Genomic DNA, 15,959 nt, shown 5'->3' with positions numbered 1-15,959 from the left:
GTCATCAGTGTGCGACTTAATGTCGACATGAAGTCAATCGGTGAGGTGGCGGCTCAGTTCGGGTTGCCGACCCACGTGCTGCGTCACTGGGAGTCGGAAGGACTGATGACACCGGCCCGCGTGGGTGACCGCCGCCGCTACACCGACGCGGACCTGTACCGGGTGGCGGCGATCCTGATCTCGAAGGAGGCGGGGTTCGGGCTCGCGGACATCCGGACGATGCTGGCCGCCCGATCCGCGCCGGACCGCCACGAGGTGATGGCCCGCCACCGCGAGAGGCTGCTGACACGGATCTCCAGGGCGCAGGCCGCCCTGGACATGCTGGAGGGCGGCCTGGAATGCCCGCACGACGACATCATGACGTGCCCGCACTTCCAGGGATTCCTGACCGACCGGCTGCGGTCGTCCTCCGCGACGGGTCCGGATCGCCGTACCGCGGATCGGGCCGTCGAGCACGTAGCGGAGCCGGCCGGCGAGGAGGACGAATGAGCGTGGCCCACCGGGACGGGGTGAGGCGGCGGACGCGGGAGGAGCAGCACCGGTCGAGACCACGCGACGCGTCCTTCTCGTCTTCACCGTGACGCCTCAGGCCCACGCGGATCCGGGCACGACACCTACCGCCCGTTCACCCGACGGACCCGGCCGTCACGGTGCGACGGCCGGGCCCGGCGCGATCATCCGCGGTCGGGACGGGTGGTCACGCGTACGGGTCCTGGGTGAGCAGGTGCGCCTTGTAGCCCGCACCGATGCCGGGCTCGGGTGTGCCGTTCCAGTCCTTGATGAGCACCGCGCCCTGGGTGCAGCCCCAGGGGCTCCAGGTCCAGGCCAGGTACGACACGCCGTTCTTGTCGGCCCACTTGGTGAGCCGGTCCATGTAGTCGTAGCCGCAGTCGTCCGCGCCGAACTCACCGGTCACCACGGGGACCTTCGCGGCGAGCGGGGCGATCTGGCTGTCCCAGCAGGCTTCGTTGGAGCAGTAGTTGAAGCTGTAGGAGTGCCACGAGGCGGCCAGGTTGCCGGTCGGGTCGTTCGGCTTGTACTGCATCCACTGGCTCACGTCGTTCGACCAGGCCAGGCCGCCGACCATGACGATGTTGGTCGCCCCCGTCGCCCGGACGGCGTCGACCAGGCTCTGCATCCCCGCGACCTCGTAGGAGATGCCGGGGCAGTTCCCACCGTCGCGCAGGCACTTCCAGCCCGAGGTGGTGTCACCGGTGCCGTATTCCGGCCACGGCTCGTTGAACAGGTCGAAGACCACCGCGTTGTTGCCCTTGAAGGTCTTCGCGACACCGGTCCAGAACTGCGGGGCGTACTGGGCGTCGGGCATCGGCTTCTGGCAGGTCGCCGTGGTGTCGGTGCACGCCCAGGAGACGCCGGTGAACTGTCCCCAGTTCCAGTGCAGGTCGAGGATCGGCGTGATGCCGTTGGCGACCAGCAGGTTCACGTAGTCCTTGACGTCCTGCTGGTAGACGGCGCCGCTGGGCGTGCCGTTGGTGCCGAGCCAGCACTCCTCGTTGAGCGGAATGCGGACGGCGTGGATGTTCCAGCTCTTCATCGCATCGACCGAAGCCTGGTCCACCGGGCCGTAGTCCCACGTCCCCTTGCCCTGGACGCAGGCGTACTCCCCACTGGAGCGGCTGACACCCAGCAGCCGGTACGGCTTGCCTTCGGCGGTGACGATCTTGTTGCCGGAGACGCGCAACTGCGGTGCCGGGCCGCCGGGATCAGGGGTGGGAGTAGGCGACGGGGTGGGGGTCGGGGTCGGGGTGGGGGACTGGCCGTCGCAGGCGATGCCGTTGACCTTGAAGACGGTGGGAACGGGGTTGTCGCCGCTCCACCTACCGGTGAAGCCGACCGACACCGAGGCGCCGGTGGCCACATTGGAGTTCCAGCCAAGGCTCTTGGCGGTGACGTGCGCGCCGGACTGCGACCAGTCGGCGCTCCAGCCGTTGGTCACGCCCTGTCCGGGAGTGGGGAAGTCGAACTCCAGCGTCCAGCCGGTCAGTGGATCGCCCAGATTGGTGATTGAGACGTCCCCCTGGAAGCCACCCTGCCACTCGCCGGCGACCTTGTACTTCACGGAGCAGCCACTTTCGGCGGCGGAGGCCGGCGGGCTCAAGAGCGCGGCCCCCACGGCCGCGAGGCCGACGGCCGTCGCCGCGGCCAGCGCGATGCGATGTCTCATTGATTTCCTCTTTCTCCCTGGTGGATCCGGAGATCTGCCGCCTCAGGATCGGATCCGATGGTCGTAGGCGGGGGCCTCGCCGGCGTCCTCGACAACTGCCGCATCGATGTCGAAAGAACGGCACGCGCCTTCGGATCGGATCATGGACATGGCAGCTGGTGGCCCTCTCGAACGACGTTGAGCATTCTCAATTCCCTGACTTGAATAAGTCAATGGTCGTGAAAGTTTCAGAACAGGTGATCCGGCCAAGTCTGAACCTCGAACGGCTCCTAAAAGAGTTGAGGCCAGCTTCATCCAGAAAAAGCGAGATCCGCGTTCCGTTCGCGTTCGACCCGACTCACCGGGCGGTGCTCCTGGCCGCAGGCGGCAAGGCCGGCAACTGGGATCAGTGGTACGGCACGAACGCACCGATAGCGGAAAGGCGGCCAGATCGACCGTGCCGAGGTGGCGACCCTGCGCTCCTACGTGGAGGCTCTCGGCGGACGGCTTCGCGTGGTGGCCGACTTCGGAGACGTTGAGTACACCGTGGCATAGCCGTACGACGACAGAAGCCCTTGGCCAACCGGCCGAGGGCTTCTCGTATCTCGCGGGTTCGAACTAGAAGTCGAACTCGCCCTTCTTGGCGCCTTCGACGAAGGCGTCCCACACACTCGCGCTCACCACGAACGGCGCCCGCTCGGGAGCCTCGGTGTCCCGCAGACCCACCCGACCACCCGACAACGGAGCCACTTCCAGGCAGTTGCCCTGGTCAGATCCACTCTTGGTGGCCTTGCGCCAGATTGCGGTCTTCAGCTCGTCGCTCAGATCCACAGCTTCTCGGCCTTTCTGATCAACTCGATGGACGCGCGCTGGGGTTGCGCCTCCGCACGCAGGGCGCCGTATCTGGCGTGGATGGCCTCCACGTCTTCAGGACGGCTCGACACGCTTCCATGGATCGCAGATTGGATATACACCATATCCGGGTTCCCAGGAAGCTGGGCGATCACGAAACCGCCGAGGATTCCCGTCGTCACCCCCAGTTCCAAGGGAATGATCTGGACGCCGATTCGCGGGGACTCTATCGCCCGCGCGAGGCGTTCGAGTTGTCTGCGCATGACTTCCCTGCCGCCGATGAGTCGATACAGAACGCCTTCGTCGATCACCGCACGGAACAGGGGCGGGTCGTCGCGACCGAAGATCGCCTGACGCTCCATTCGGGCCGCAACGGCCTTTTCTGCCTGCTGGTCGGTTATGCCGGGCTCTCCGCGGATGACCGCCCGCGCGTATTCCTCGGTCTGGAGCAGGCCCGGCATGACGAGCGGCTCCCAGGTGTGCAGCGTGTGCGCGGCCGGTTCGACATCGAGCCAGCCCCGGAACCACCGAGGGCTCGCGGCGTGGGTGATGTACTCCCAGAGCTGGACGAGCTCTCCGCTCGCACCCAGGACCTCGTCGCAGCGTTGTGCCAGGTTGCGGCTGGGCGTGCGCTCGCCTCTTTTCGACGAAGCTCAGCAGGCTCCTGCTGAACTGGGTCACCTCGGCCAGCTCGTCCTGAGTTATTTTTGCCCTTTTCCGGCATTTACGGAGTTCCGCACCGAAGAGAGCCAGATTGCTCATTGTCGGATCGAGATCGGAGTTCATGAACATTTTGACTCCATCCAGCGAAGAATTCCACACCGCGACACAAGCGGTACAGCTTTTCTACAAACCGTCTCGCTGATGTACCGCAGATTTCAATACCCAAAGTAGCCATTGAAAGGCACTCTGTTAAGGGTTCCGGGAAACCGGAGACGCCACTGAAGCGGCTTCCGCATGCCCGCAGGGAGCACTCCTCACGAATATCGAAAAATCATCAGATATGTCCGAGTCGGGAGGGCGGAAATCCTGCTTACTCACACGGAGAACAGATCGACGATCGCACCTCAGCCTCTTGCGGACACGTAGCTGTCACCGCTGAGTAAGTCCGACGGAAACGCGTCGCTCTTGCCCCACGAACAGATCGGGGCCTGCCACGGCACGGCACGCCATGACAAGCCCCTCGACCGGACTCTGGAGGTCCGATCCGATGCACAACCCTAGAGGAAACCCCAGGCCGATCCTGGTGCGTTGGCATGCGGACCGGCCGCCGATGCCGCTCGGTTGCCGCTGGTGCGGCCATCCCCCGTACGCGCACGAGGCCGCCAGCCTGCCGCACCGCGCGCACCACCACTGGGAGCAGCCCACCCCCGCCCAGGTCCGTGCCCGGATGGCCGCCCGTCGTCGCCTCGACCTGTCCGGGCGCCCGCCCGTCGCGACGCCCGTCCGCTCGATTCCGGGCCCGGCCGTTCCCGCCGCTCCTCCCGTTCGGACCTCCGAGGGGTCCCCCGGCCGTCACCGGAGGGCGGAGCAGCCCGTCGCCGCGACCTCGGTGCCGTACCGGCGCGGACGGCCGCCGGGCTCCCGTACCCCCTCCGGCAGGCACACCCCCCGGCAGGGAGTGACCGCGTGAGCGGGCGCGCTCGACGCGGGCGGCATCGGCGGGGAAGCACACCACCTGACGCGCGAGCCGGACACGGCGCACCGCCTCCTCGAGGAGAGACCATGCCTGAGACTCCGGACGACGACACCTCGCGACCTCCGGACGTGCCGCAGGGAGCCGATCGGCACTCCCCGGACGAGCCGCGTGCCGTCTGCTGGGATCTGCCGCACGACCTGTCGATCGTCTCCAAGGCTCGTGCCATGGTGCGCGAGACCCTCACCGCCTGGGCGCTGCACCACCTCGCCGACGATGTCGTCCTGGTGGTCGGCGAGATGCTCGCCAACACGATCGTCCACGGCGAGCCCGTGGTCAGGTTCTCCATGCGGGGCAGGGTGGACGAGCTTCGGGTCGAGGTGACCGACCGGGGTCCGGGACGGCTCCGCCGCCTCGCCCTCGACGCCGAGGCCGTCCACGGACGTGGCCTGGCCATCGTCGGGGCCCTCGCCCACGACCACGGCGTCACCCCTCTCCCCCGCCGTCCCGGCAAGACCGTCTGGGCCCGCTGGCGTCTTTTCCCTCATGGCAAGGCCAAAGAGTGATCCGGTAGATGTGCCGGACGTGTCCGGCCATGGAGATTCGGCAAACCGCCAGTGTTCGGCAGATATAAAGGGTGGGGTACGGCAGATCTAAAGAGTGACCTTCGGCAGATCTAAAGTGACTGCTAGGATCGACCGGTGCGAAGCGCAATGGACTACGTTCCCAGGAAGGCAGCCGGCCTGATCGCGGAGGCCTTGGCCGACACACGGGTCGTCGTGATCAACGGGGCTCGCCAGGTGGGCAAGAGCACTCTGGCCGAGCTCGTCCTACGCCAGGGGGCGAACGGAGTGACGCGCTTCCTCGATGATCCGGTCACTCGGGCGGCCGCCATGGAGGATCCGGTCCGGTTCGTCCGCCACGACGGTTTGATGCTCATCGACGAAGTCCAGCGGGTCCCCGACCTCTGGCTGGCGATCAAGTACTTGGTCGACCGCGATCCGCGCCCCGGTCGTTTCCTGCTGACCGGCTCAGCACGGCTACTGGCGCTGCGCAGTCTGCCGGACACGTTGCCGGGTCGCTCGGAAACCGTCGAACTCTGGCCGCTGTCCCAGGGCGAGATGGACGGCACTCCCGACGGTTTCGTCGACGCCGCCTTCGCCCTCGGCTCCGATACCCGCGGCGGACCGTCGACACTGCGGCGCAAGGATTATCTCGTCAGGATGGCCCGGGGAGGTTATCCGGAAGCGGTACGCCGCGAGTCTCCCCGTCGGCGGCAACGGTTCTACGAGAGTTACATCGCGGATCTGCTCAGCCGTGACGTCAAGCAGGTGGCGGACATCGAGAAGGCCGGTGACATGCGCAGGCTGATCGCGCTGCTGGCCGCCCAGACAGGTGGACTGCTCAACGTGAACCGTCTCGCCTCCGAACTGAGCGTCACGGCGCCAACGGTCCGCAGCTACATAGACATCCTGGAGACCATCTATCTGGTACGGCTGGTACCGTCCTGGTCGTCGAACCTGACGACCAGGACGGTCGCGACCCCGAAGGTCATCTTCGTCGACTCCGGTCTCGCCAACCATCTGGCTCTGGGAAGCGCGACGGACGCACCGATCGGCGGGTTGATGGAGAACTTCGTACTCGGCGAGCTGGCTCGTCAGCTCACCTGGTCCGACACCACCGCTCGTCTCTACCACTACCGCGATCGTGACCAGTACGAGGTGGACGCGGTACTCGAAGACAACTCAGGCCAGATCATCGGCATCGAGGTCAAGGCGGCGGAGACGGTACGGACAGATGATTTCCGCGGCCTGAGGCTCATGCAGCGACGGCTCGGCTCACGGTTCCGCGCGGGGTTCGTCCTCTACTGCGGTACGGAATCGCTGAGCTTCGGCGACGGTCTGGCGTGTCTGCCCATCTCCGCGCTGTGGACCACGAACCCTCCCGGCACGTGAAAGTCTCCGCGCTGTGGACCACGAACCCTCCCGGCACGTGAAAGCCACTTCCCGTCCCGCGACCGGGGCGCGGCGGCCTTCACCGCCGCGCCGTGGCACGCTCGTCGCCGGGTCAGGAGGCCTCACATGTCATTGGCGGTGTGGCGGCGGGGCCGGTGGCGGTGAACCCGAACGTGGTGGTGGCGTCGGCGGCGAGGCCGCCGTTCCAGGTCTCGTTCTTGACGGTGACGGCCGCTCCCGAGCCGGACCGTACGCCTCCCCACAACTGGGTGATGGACTGTGAGCCGGGCCAGGTCCACTTCACCGTCCAGCCGTTGATCGCGCTGGAGCCGGCCTTCACGGTGACGGTGGACTGGAAGCCGCCGCCCCAGGCGTTCACCGTCTGGACCGCCGCCGTGCACCCGCCGGGGACGGGAGTCGGGGTGGGGGTCGGCGTCGGGGTCGGCGTGGGAGTCGGCGTGGGGGTGGGAGTCGGGGTGGGCGTCGGGGTGGGGGTGGGCGTGGGGGTCGGCGTCGGGGTCGGGGGCGGCGTCGGGGTGGGAGTCGGGGTCGGAGCGCCGATCACGACGGTCGTGAGGGAGCGCGGCCTGAGGGTGACGGCGCCGCCCGTGACCGTGGAACGCGTCATCGAGTTGGCGTTGTCGGTGACGTAGGCGGTGGTGCCGCCCTGCAGGCCGTCCCAGGTGACGGCCGAGTTGCCGGTGTTCAGTACCCCGACGACCTTCGATCCGTCGGCGTTGAGGAACGCCGACACCTTCAGCGCCGAGTTGCTCGTCGACGTGCCGAGCCGGACCGCGCCCGGCCGGATGAACCGGCTGTACGCCGCCATCGCCCACAGCCGCTTGGACACGCGGTACGTCCGCGCCGCCGGGTCGATCTGGATCATCGCCCGGGTGGCTCCCGAGGAGCCCCCCAGCCAGAAGATGTAGCCGCTGACGTTGCCGACGGTGAGGGCCTGGTGGATGGCCTGGGCGACGGTGAAGCCGTCCTGGCTGCTCCCGTCGTCCCAGCTCTCGTTCCAGGTGCTCCCGTCGGGGCCCCACTCCGACATCCAGGTGCGCTTGTTGCCGGGCTGCGGGCTCGTTATCTGGCTGGCGTAGGTGTGGCCCGTGTAGGTGGACACCCAGCGGCGTGCCTCGGGGTCGGCCTCGATGGCGTTGGTGTACGCCTTGGCCTGGTCCCAGCCGAAGGCGTCGCAACATGCGATCTTGACGTCGGTCGCGATCGGGCCGAGGACCTTGACGAAGGCGGCGGCCTGGGCCGGGGTGAAGCGCATGGACTCGTAGGTCGACGTGTAGTCGGGTTCGTTGGTGAACCCCAAGTCCGTGATCTTGATGCCTTCCTGCGCGTAGAACTTCGTGTACTGCGCCAGGTACCGGGCGTAGGCCGTGCGCCACTCGGGCTTGAGGGTGCCGCCGTTGTTCTCGCTCCCGTTGTCCTTCATGTAGCCGGGGGCGCTCCAGGCGTTGGCGTAGAACCGCTCCACGCCGTACGACTTCGCGACCTTGGCCAGCCACACCTGGGCGCCGTCGTCGCCGTCCCACACGTATCTCGGCGGCGCGTCGGGGCCGCCCGGGTTCTGCGGCTGGATGGAGACCATCTTGTCGTACGGGCTGCCGGCCGGTGAGGCGCCGATGCCCAGGCGCAGGATGCTGAGCCCCGCGCCGGTCTCGCGGTCGAACCACAGGCGGAGGATGTCGTTCTGCTGCGTCGTCGACAGGTTGCGCAGCAGTTCGCCCCGGCGGAACGCCGTGGAGATGCCGAAGCCGTCCATCTGCTGATGACGCACACTGTCCGAAACGGTGATGACAGGCGCGGCCGCGACCTGTCCGGCCGCTGCCTGCCCGGCCACCGCCACCAGTGACGTGGCGAGAAGAGCGCTTGCCATGACGATCCGTACCACGGACCCTCCCGAGATCGTGCCATCCGGATGCTTCTGGCAGGTGAAGCCGGTCCGGCCGAGGCGGCTCGACGGTTTCCACGACCGTTCGTCCCGCCGCGTCCTCGGCTCGGCGGCGCGAGTCTCCTCGGCCGCCATCACCTCCGAGCATGATCGCCGCCGACCCGAGAAGGATGATCACAATATGTTTGCGTTAACAATTGGGCGGGACGGTGCGTCACGTTCGGCACCCAAGTGTGGAAAGAGCCCCGAAAATTGTCAAGGAAACGACTGAAAGTTTCGGAGGCCCGGCCTCCCGGCGGACGCGGACGACCCGCGGGCGATCACATCCCGCACGGCAGGCATGCGTCCCCTCAGCAGCGAGAACGTGATCCGCCAGGCCGGGGTCGCCCGGTAGTTCCGTGGGAACACCGCGGGGGCGGTGGTCCTGAACGTTTCACTCCCCCGCCGCCCCGGTCCGGCCGCCGGCATACGGCCGGACCCGAAAGGTGCCGGCGAGCCGGGGGCGGTCGCGTCCGCTCGGGCGCGGGACGTCAGGGGGTGATCCGGTAGATGTGGTGGGAGTGTTCGGCGGCGAAGGAGTCGGTGAACCTGCCCCTGCGGTCGATCGGCACTGATCTGTTCTCGAAGAGGACCTCCGCCCGGGAGGCCCGTACCCCGCGGGGCAGGGTGAACGTGCGCCTGCCGGGGGTGCTCGCGGCGCGGGGCATCGCGAAGACGTAGGACGAGCCCCGGTGGTGTTTCAGCATGGTGTCGAGGCCGGGGCCGAAGCGGTGCCGGTAGGACTGGGTGTTCAGCACGGGCGCCAGCTTCGCGATCCTGCGGTTGATCTCGGTCACCGCGGGCCTGACCCTCTCCCCGCACTTCTCGCGCAGGACGTGCTGGGAGTGGCACGGACCGCCGAAGTTGTGGTTGAAGTAGATGATGCCCCGGGCCTCGTGGATCAGCGAGCTCATGACCGCGCCCGTCACCTGGTACGGCTCGATCGCCCGGGTGTCGTTCTCGGCGGGCCAGCCGACCTCGACGAAGGCGTAGATCGGCTGGAGGCGTCCGTCCAGCGCGTCCAGCTCGCGCTGGCGGTCGATGACGGCGCCGTAGTTGGCGGCCCGGCGGCACCGGGAGGGCGGCAGGGACAGGAAGTTCTTCCCGTCCAGGCAGGCGCTCTCGCTGGTGTACCAGTAGACGTCCGTCGAGACGACGTCGGTGAAGTAGTTGACGAACGTGGCGGCGTCCGCGTCCCTCTCCCACATCATCACGCCCTTGCCGTAGTTGGCGTAGTGCATCCTTCCGTCGCCCCGTGGGAACCGGTTCTTCTGAGTACGCAGCACGGTGAAGCCGCAGCCCTTGTTCTCGGGGATGCACAGGGCCCCCTCGCCGGGGTGTTTTCCCGTCCACGGAGCGTCCCCGGCCTTCGCCCACATGTCGACCTCGTCGTCGAGCAGCCAGCCCACCGTCTCCTTGCCGTAGCCGGGCAGGGGGACGTTCGTCAGCGCCGACATGCCGTTCTTCCGTACGAGCTCCATGTTCGTGGTGGTGGTCAGCTCGACGTAGGTGTTGATCCCGGCGGCCTTGTCCTTGTCCACGTCGGCCTGGGTGATCACCGACTCGAACCAGACGCCCACCGGGAAGAACGAGGGGCTGGTCCAGCCCGCCGCCGCCGGGGCGGCGAACCGGCCGTAGTAGGCGGGGCCGCCCTCCCACGGCACCCGCGCGGCCGTCGCGGGAGGGCCCGCGGCCGACCAGGAGTTTCCGGTGGCCGACGTGCCGCCCGTCGACCCGCCACCGTTCGGGAGGACGCCGGCCGTGGGGGTGCCGGTCGGAAGGGCACCGGGTGAGGGGGGGACGTCCGGGGGACCTCCCGGGAGCGGCGTGCCCCCGGGAGAGGCGCCCGTGGCGCCGGTGAGCGGAGCGCGGGGAGCGCCCGCCGGCGTGCCGACCGCGCAGGAGCCCAGCATCGCCAGCGTCACCGCCCCCGCCCCGGCCAGGACCGGCAGTGACCGTCCGGTCCCGCGTACGGTCGCGTGCCCGCGTCCCGGCGGTCGTCCTCGCTCTTCGGAGGTCATCAGGCGACCCTGCCCGACACCGGTCCGGCGAGCGGCTCGGCGGACGGTCCGGTCGTCGGCCGGGCGGACGGTTCGGTGGGCGGTCCGGTCGTCGGTTCGCTGGGTGGTTCGGTGGGCGGTTCGACGAGTGCCATCAGCCGCTCGGCGCGGGAGGACCAGGACGCGCCCAGCACCGAGGCGCGCACGGTCTCGGCCGGCAGCAGGCCGCCCTCGCGCAGGGCCGCGCGTACGGCGTCCACGAAGAGGTCGGGGTCGGTGGCGATCCTCACCCGGTCGGCGTACCCGGCGAGTTCCTCGAAGGAGGTGCTGACCACCGGGAGGCCGAGCGCCAGGTACTCCTTCAGCTTGATCGGGTTGGAGTTCCTGATCCACGGCGTGTCCAGCCACGGCATGATCGCGACGTCGAATCCCGACCCGTAGGCGGGGATCCGCTCGTACGGCCTGAAACCCAGCCAGTGCACGTTCGGGTGCCGGGTCAGCCGTTCCATCGGGACGGTCGCGTCACCGATCAGGACCAGCGAGACGTAGGGCAGCTCGACGGCGAGCCGTTCGAGCAGGTCGACGTCGACCAGGTAGTCGTCCAGCGCGCCGAAGAACCCCACGCGCGGCCCGGGAACGGCACGGAGGTCGGCGGGCTGCTCACTCTCCGGGCACCTGCGGAAGTGGTCGGTGTCCACCCCGTGGTCGAGGAAGTACGCCCGGTCGCCGGTGGTCCCGATCTCCTCGCCCATCAGTGCGTTGCTGGCGTAGAGCACGTGGTCGGCGCCCCGCAGCAGGCCGCGCTCCAGCGCCTCGATCGTCGCCCGGTCGGACTCGGGGAACGAGGAGTGCCGGTCGGAGCGGTTGAACACCAGCGCCCGCCTGCGCATCGGCCGCACCACGTCCCATGCCGTGGGGATCGTCACCATGATCACGGGACGGCGCAGCCCCAGCGCCCACGCCACGGCCCGCACCTGGGTCCGGACCAGCAGGGCGTTCACCCGCCGGGCCGTCGGCGATCCGTAGAAGGGAAGCGGCAGCGGGGACATCACGTAGAAACCGGGCAGCTCGGGCAACGGCCGCCGGACGAGCATCGCGACGCTGCGCAGCTTGCGCCCGACCCGCCGCAGCACCTGGGTGGACCTGCCGGGCAGCGGCATGCGCATCCCGATGCTGTTGACCACCAGGACCCTGCGGTGGGCGGCGACCGAGCGCATGAGCTGGAAGTCCGAGTGCGCCCGGTTGTGGTACCACCAGTCCTGCGCGGAGAAGCAGATGTAGCCGGGCACGTCATCGGCCTGCCGGCCGTCCCGGCTCCCCCTGCTCTCCCGGCCCTTCCCGGCCTCCCGGCCCTTCCCGGCCTCCCGGTCCTCCGGGGTGGCGCCGGGGGCCGTGGACGGCGGCGGGCCCGGCGGGGCCGTTCCCTCGGGCAGGCGCGGCCACTCGCGCATCGTGACCAGTTCCCGCAGCGCGGCGCGGTGCCGCCGGCCGCCCTCGCGGCCTCGGGCGACCGCCCGGATCAGCTCGTTGAGCCCGACGGCCAGCCGCATCAGCAGGCCGCGCGGCCCGCCGTGCAGTTCCCGGTGCATCCGGACCCGGTTGGCCGCGGAGATCGCCCACAGCCGGCTGGAGACGGACTGCTCCCCGCCGAGGTGCACGGCGTGGGACGCGGGCTCGTAGCGGATCGCGAACCCGGCCCGCCCCGCCCGGAGCATGTACTCGGTCTCCTCCGAGTACAGGAAGTAGCGCTCGTCCAGCGGGCCGAGGGCGTCCAGGCAGGCGCGGGAGACCAGCCAGGCCGCGCCGGTCACCCAGTCGGCCGTCCGCGGGCCGTCGTAGGCGTCCGGATCGACGACCAGCTCACCCAGGGCCGGGGTCCGCCCGGCCCGGTGCCCGCCGATCAGCGCCTCGCCCAGCGCCCTCGCCACGGTGGGACGCCTGCGCAGGGAGAGGTGGAGCTCTCCGGTCTCGGAGGTGAGGCGTGGTGCCGCGATCCCGGTTCCCGGGAGGGCGAGCGCCCGCCGGAGGGGGAGCAGCGCGCCGGGCGCGAGCCGGATGTCGGGGTTCAGCACGAGCACGTCACAGCCGTCCGCGGCGGCGATGCCCGCGTTCACCCCGGCGGCGAAGCCGCCGTTGCGGCCGGTCTGGACGACCTCCGCGCCGGGCGCGGCCCGGCGTACCCGCTCGACGGTGTCGTCGGGGGAGGCGTTGTCCACCACGATGACCCGCGCGGGGCCGGCACCGGCCAGGGCCGCCTCCAGCGAGCGCAGGCATCCCTCGACGACCCGGCCGCTCGCGTACGTGACGATCACCACGGCGAGCGGGAGCCGATCGGGAACGGTCGTGCCGGTGCCGGTGCCGGTACTGGTGCTGGTTGCGGTGCCGGTTCCGGTGCCGTCGTGGCGTTGCGGTGTCCCGGGAACGGTCGTGCTCGTGCCGGTGCCGTCGTGGCGTTCGGGTGTCATCGACGGCTCCGGGAGGTCAGGCGGTCGCGCAGGGCGCCCGCGAGGAGGGCGAGCGCGAACGGCGCGTCGTCGCGCAGGTAGCGGCGGGCCAGGCGGCGTGGTTCCAGCGCGAGCCGGTACAGCCACTCGGCCCCCATCCGCTGGAACGCCACCGGCGCCCGGCGGAACCGCCCGGCGGCCATCGGGATGCCGGCCCCGCAGCCCAGGTACCAGGCGTGCGGCCATTCCGCCCGGAGGGCCTCGATGACCCTCTCCTGCTTGGGGAACCCGAGCCCGACCATGACGAGGTCCGGCTCGGTGGCGCTCACCCGGGCGACCACCTCCCGCAGGCCCCGTGGCGTCCTGTCGAACCCGAAGGGGGGCGAGCAGGTGCCCGCCACCCGCAGGCCGGGGTGGCTCCCGGTCAGGACCCGCGCGGCGGCCTCGGGCACGCCGGGCTCCCCGCCGAGCAGGTAGATCGAGCGGTTCTCCAGGGCGGCCCGCCCGGCCAGGGAGTGGACGAGCGAGGCACCGGTGACCCGTCCGGGAAGGGCCAGGCCGGCGATCCTCGCCGCCCAGACCACCGGCATGCCGTCGGCGACGACGATCTCGGAGCGGGCGACCAGCGCGGCCAGCGCGGGCGTACGGGTGGCGGCGCGGACGATGTCGACGTTCGCGGTGACGATCGCGCCGCCCCGTCCCCGCCGCCATCCGGTGGCCACCCGGTCCAGCAGCTCCGCCTCGCCGATCGCCATGACCTCGACGGCGCCGACCCGGACGCGCGCGTGTCCCGCCCCGTCGTCCCGGCCGGACGGTGTGGCCGTGGAGGATCCGTTCCGCGGGAGACCGGACCGGGAGGGATCGTCATCGGGAGGACCGTGCCGTGAGGAGCCGTTCTGGGGTGAACCACGCCGGGAGGGGGCGTCATGCGAAGAGCCCTGCCGCGAGGAACCGTTCTGCGAGAAACCGTTGTGCGGGGAGGCGTGCAGAGAAGAGCCGTTCTGTCGGGTTCGGGGAACGGTGTCGCCGCCCGGTCGCCGATGGCCCGGGGCGCCGGGAACGGGGAGGATGGACCCATGAGAGTCGAACGCGCCGAGATCGACGGCGTCCTGCTGTTCGTCCCCACCCCGCACCGGGACGAGCGGGGGTTCTTCACCCGCACCTTCGACGCCGAGCTCGCCGCCGCCCACGGGCTGCGGCCCGCCGCCTTCATCCAGGACAGCCAGTCGCGGTCCCGCGGGGGGACGATCCGGGCCCTGCACGGCCGGGGGGGCCGGGGGGAGGCCAAGCTCGTCCGGTGCGCCCGTGGCGCCGTGCACGACGTGCTCGTCGACGCCCGGCCGGACTCGGCCACCTTCGGCCGACAGATGTCGGTCGTCCTCGACGATGAGGCGTTCGTTCATCTCTACGTTCCTCCTGGCTTGTTGCACGGCTATCAGGCACTGACCGATCAGGCGGACGTCTGCTACCGGATCGACCGGGAGCACGACCCGGCCGAGGACCTCGCCGTCCGCTACGACGACCCCGAGCTCGGCATCCGCTGGCCGCTGCCGGTCGCCGTGATCAGCGAGCGTGATCTGGCGGCGGGTTCCTGGGCGGAACTGCGCGGCCGGTTGTCCGGGTGACCTCCTCTCCGGTGCCGCCGTCGGTACCGGGGGGCCTCGCCCGCCGGGTGGTCCGCAACAGCGCGCCGGTCACGCCGATGATCAGGAACGACAGCCCGGCCACGGTCGCGAACGAGCGCAGGTCGAAGGTGGCCGCCCCGACCAGGGGGACGACCAGGCATGCCGCCAGGCTCAGTCCCAGGTCCCGTACCCCGGGGTCGGAACTGAGGTGGCGGACGCGCAGCGCCGCCCGGATCCCGGCCAGGAAGATCGCCGCGAAGGCGAGCAGGCCGATCACGCCGGTCTCCACCAGCGAGAGGATGTACTGGTTGTCGAAGATCAGGTGCTTGGGCGCGTACCAGGTGCCCAGCCCGCGGCCGACCCAGAGATGGTTGCCGATCTCGGTGGCGGCCACCGCGTAGTCGTGGGTCCGGTACTGGATGCTCGAATCGCTCGACAGGCTGGTGAACAGGCCGAGGAACACGCTGAGCAGGCCGGGCACGGCCACCTTCGTCACCGCCAGGAAGCCGGCGCCGCCGACCAGCGCCCAGAGCCGGCGGCGCGCCGGCCACCCGGCCATCAGCACCGCGGCGACCACGGCGAGCCCCAGCACCGCCGACCTCGACACCGAGAACATCAGCCCGGCGCCGATCAGCGCGCAGCAGACCCACCACCGCAGCGCGGGAGCGCCCCGGTCGCGGGCGTCGAACGCGTAGTGCAACGCGAGGGGGATGAGCATCGCGCAGACCACGCCGAGCTCGATGGGATGCCCGGTGGTGGCCGCGACGCGGCGCAGCGTGTTCCTCTCCAGGATCGCCGGCAGCTCGGCGGTGAAGCGGAAACCGGGGAAGTCCAGGTACTTGGTGAGGTCGAACTCGAGCACGAACTGCAGCGCCGCGACGACCCCGACGGCCGCTCCGGCGACCACGAGGGACCGCAGGACGAAGTCCAGCCGTTCCCTGCCGCGGACGCCGTCGCACGCGGCGAGCCCGATGCCGACCAGCGCCACGACGAGGACGATGGCGTGGTCGGCCATGTCGAGCTCGTCGGGTGGCAGGTAGGCGGCGCTGGCGTACCCGTAGGTGAGGAGCATCGCGGCGCCGTACGCGAACAGCGCGGTGCGCACGGGGTTGGAGCCCTTGGCGGCGCCGAGCGTGACGGTGAGGTGGGCGCAGAACCACCACAGCGCGGCGAACAGGCCCAGCGCGTCGGCCGGGGTGAGCGAGAACGGCAGCCCCCGGAAGACCAGCCGCGCGGGCGAGAGCATCAGGACCACCGCGAACACGGCGGCCAGGGTGGCCCCGTCGGCCGCGCGCAGGCCGGGACGGTCGAGGGAGGCGGGAAGCGGCACGGTCGTCACGG

At 70.1% G+C, this 15,959-nt stretch carries 14 protein-coding genes and 1 pseudogene; 6 read left to right on the top strand and 9 right to left on the bottom strand.

Annotated elements, in window-relative coordinates:
* Nucleotides 1–27 precede the first annotated feature (27 nt).
* Complete coding sequence (locus AB0G16_RS08525; RefSeq protein WP_362800723.1) at nt 28–489, top strand: MerR family transcriptional regulator; 462 nt, start codon at nt 28–30, stop codon at nt 487–489.
* 208 nt (nt 490–697) lie between these two features.
* Here AB0G16_RS08525 and AB0G16_RS08520 read toward each other — a convergent pair whose 3' ends face one another.
* Nucleotides 698–2,185 (bottom strand): cellulase family glycosylhydrolase, encoded by a 1,488-nt coding sequence (locus AB0G16_RS08520; RefSeq protein WP_362800720.1) that lies wholly within the window; start codon nt 2,183–2,185, stop codon nt 698–700.
* Nucleotides 2,186–2,397: 212 nt separating this feature from the next.
* Here AB0G16_RS08520 and AB0G16_RS08515 point away from each other — a divergent pair, with 212 nt between their 5' ends.
* Complete coding sequence (locus AB0G16_RS08515) at nt 2,398–2,703, top strand: type II toxin-antitoxin system RelE/ParE family toxin (protein WP_362800717.1); 306 nt, start codon at nt 2,398–2,400, stop codon at nt 2,701–2,703.
* 79 nt (nt 2,704–2,782) lie between these two features.
* Here AB0G16_RS08515 and AB0G16_RS08510 read toward each other — a convergent pair whose 3' ends face one another.
* The 3 genes and pseudogenes from AB0G16_RS08510 to AB0G16_RS08500 all read right to left on the bottom strand — a co-directional run.
* The gene (locus AB0G16_RS08510) at nt 2,783–2,995 is read right to left on the bottom strand and encodes a DUF397 domain-containing protein (protein WP_362800714.1); all 213 of its coding nucleotides are present in this window, start codon (nt 2,993–2,995) and stop codon (nt 2,783–2,785) included.
* Nucleotides 2,986–3,567 (bottom strand): DUF5753 domain-containing protein, encoded by a 582-nt coding sequence (locus AB0G16_RS08505; RefSeq protein ID WP_362800866.1) that lies wholly within the window; start codon nt 3,565–3,567, stop codon nt 2,986–2,988. Before AB0G16_RS08505 ends, AB0G16_RS08510 begins: the two co-directional genes overlap by 10 nt.
* Before the next feature lie 85 nt (nt 3,568–3,652).
* Nucleotides 3,653–3,778: pseudogene (locus tag AB0G16_RS08500) on the bottom strand (helix-turn-helix transcriptional regulator); the annotation flags it as partial.
* 484 nt (nt 3,779–4,262) lie between these two features.
* Here AB0G16_RS08500 and AB0G16_RS08495 point away from each other — a divergent pair.
* The 3 genes from AB0G16_RS08495 to AB0G16_RS08485 all read left to right on the top strand — a co-directional run bounded on the left by AB0G16_RS08495 (nt 4,263) and on the right by AB0G16_RS08485 (nt 6,607).
* Nucleotides 4,263–4,649: a hypothetical protein gene (locus AB0G16_RS08495; RefSeq protein ID WP_362800711.1), complete on the top strand. Its 387-nt coding sequence runs from the start codon at nt 4,263–4,265 to the stop codon at nt 4,647–4,649.
* Nucleotides 4,650–4,741: 92 nt separating this feature from the next.
* A complete protein-coding gene (locus AB0G16_RS08490) occupies nt 4,742–5,218 on the top strand; it encodes an ATP-binding protein (RefSeq protein ID WP_362800708.1) in 477 nt (158 codons plus the stop codon).
* A gap of 135 nt (nt 5,219–5,353) precedes the next feature.
* Complete coding sequence (locus AB0G16_RS08485; RefSeq protein WP_362800706.1) at nt 5,354–6,607, top strand: ATP-binding protein; 1,254 nt, start codon at nt 5,354–5,356, stop codon at nt 6,605–6,607.
* A 112-nt stretch (nt 6,608–6,719) separates the two neighbouring features.
* On the opposite strand, the gene AB0G16_RS08480 is transcribed toward AB0G16_RS08485, so the two are convergent.
* The 4 genes from AB0G16_RS08480 to AB0G16_RS08465 form a co-directional block, all read right to left on the bottom strand.
* Nucleotides 6,720–8,495 (bottom strand): cellulose binding domain-containing protein, encoded by a 1,776-nt coding sequence (locus tag AB0G16_RS08480; protein ID WP_362800703.1) that lies wholly within the window; start codon nt 8,493–8,495, stop codon nt 6,720–6,722.
* A 545-nt stretch (nt 8,496–9,040) separates the two neighbouring features.
* Nucleotides 9,041–10,570: a hypothetical protein gene (locus AB0G16_RS08475; protein WP_362800700.1), complete on the bottom strand. Its 1,530-nt coding sequence runs from the start codon at nt 10,568–10,570 to the stop codon at nt 9,041–9,043.
* Complete coding sequence (locus AB0G16_RS08470) at nt 10,570–13,014, bottom strand: glycosyltransferase (protein ID WP_362800697.1); 2,445 nt, start codon at nt 13,012–13,014, stop codon at nt 10,570–10,572. The genes AB0G16_RS08475 and AB0G16_RS08470 overlap by 1 nt, the downstream gene beginning before the upstream one ends.
* Nucleotides 13,011–13,748 carry a WecB/TagA/CpsF family glycosyltransferase gene (locus AB0G16_RS08465; RefSeq protein WP_362800694.1) on the bottom strand — a complete coding sequence of 246 codons (738 nt, stop codon included), beginning with the start codon at nt 13,746–13,748 and terminating at the stop codon, nt 13,011–13,013. Before AB0G16_RS08465 ends, AB0G16_RS08470 begins: the two co-directional genes overlap by 4 nt.
* A gap of 321 nt (nt 13,749–14,069) precedes the next feature.
* Between AB0G16_RS08465 and AB0G16_RS08460 the strand changes: the two genes are divergently transcribed.
* Nucleotides 14,070–14,618 carry a dTDP-4-dehydrorhamnose 3,5-epimerase family protein gene (locus AB0G16_RS08460; protein ID WP_362800692.1) on the top strand — a complete coding sequence of 183 codons (549 nt, stop codon included), beginning with the start codon at nt 14,070–14,072 and terminating at the stop codon, nt 14,616–14,618.
* Here AB0G16_RS08460 and AB0G16_RS08455 read toward each other — a convergent pair.
* On the bottom strand, nt 14,557–15,957 hold the full coding sequence (locus AB0G16_RS08455) for an O-antigen ligase family protein (protein ID WP_362800690.1): 1,401 nt from the start codon (nt 15,955–15,957) through the stop codon (nt 14,557–14,559). The genes AB0G16_RS08460 and AB0G16_RS08455 overlap by 62 nt on opposite strands.
* Nucleotides 15,958–15,959 lie beyond the last annotated feature (2 nt).

Origin of the sequence: Streptosporangium sp. NPDC023615 (assembly GCF_040640155.1) — a bacterium.
GTDB lineage: Bacteria > Actinomycetota > Actinomycetes > Streptosporangiales > Streptosporangiaceae > Streptosporangium.
This window is presented reverse-complemented; position numbering and strand designations above follow the sequence as displayed.

Coding starts and splice junctions, on each gene's coding strand:
- AB0G16_RS08525 (WP_362800723.1), top strand. CDS start 28: ATGAAGTCAATCGGTGAGGTGGCGGCTCAGTTCGGGTTGCCGACCCAC.
- AB0G16_RS08520 (WP_362800720.1), bottom strand. CDS start 2,185: ATGAGACATCGCATCGCGCTGGCCGCGGCGACGGCCGTCGGCCTCGCG.
- AB0G16_RS08515 (WP_362800717.1), top strand. CDS start 2,398: ATGGTCGTGAAAGTTTCAGAACAGGTGATCCGGCCAAGTCTGAACCTC.
- AB0G16_RS08490 (WP_362800708.1), top strand. CDS start 4,742: ATGCCTGAGACTCCGGACGACGACACCTCGCGACCTCCGGACGTGCCG.
- AB0G16_RS08480 (WP_362800703.1), bottom strand. CDS start 8,495: ATGGCAAGCGCTCTTCTCGCCACGTCACTGGTGGCGGTGGCCGGGCAG.
- AB0G16_RS08475 (WP_362800700.1), bottom strand. CDS start 10,570: ATGACCTCCGAAGAGCGAGGACGACCGCCGGGACGCGGGCACGCGACC.
- AB0G16_RS08470 (WP_362800697.1), bottom strand. CDS start 13,014: ATGACACCCGAACGCCACGACGGCACCGGCACGAGCACGACCGTTCCC.
- AB0G16_RS08465 (WP_362800694.1), bottom strand. CDS start 13,748: ATGGCGATCGGCGAGGCGGAGCTGCTGGACCGGGTGGCCACCGGATGG.
- AB0G16_RS08460 (WP_362800692.1), top strand. CDS start 14,070: ATGAGAGTCGAACGCGCCGAGATCGACGGCGTCCTGCTGTTCGTCCCC.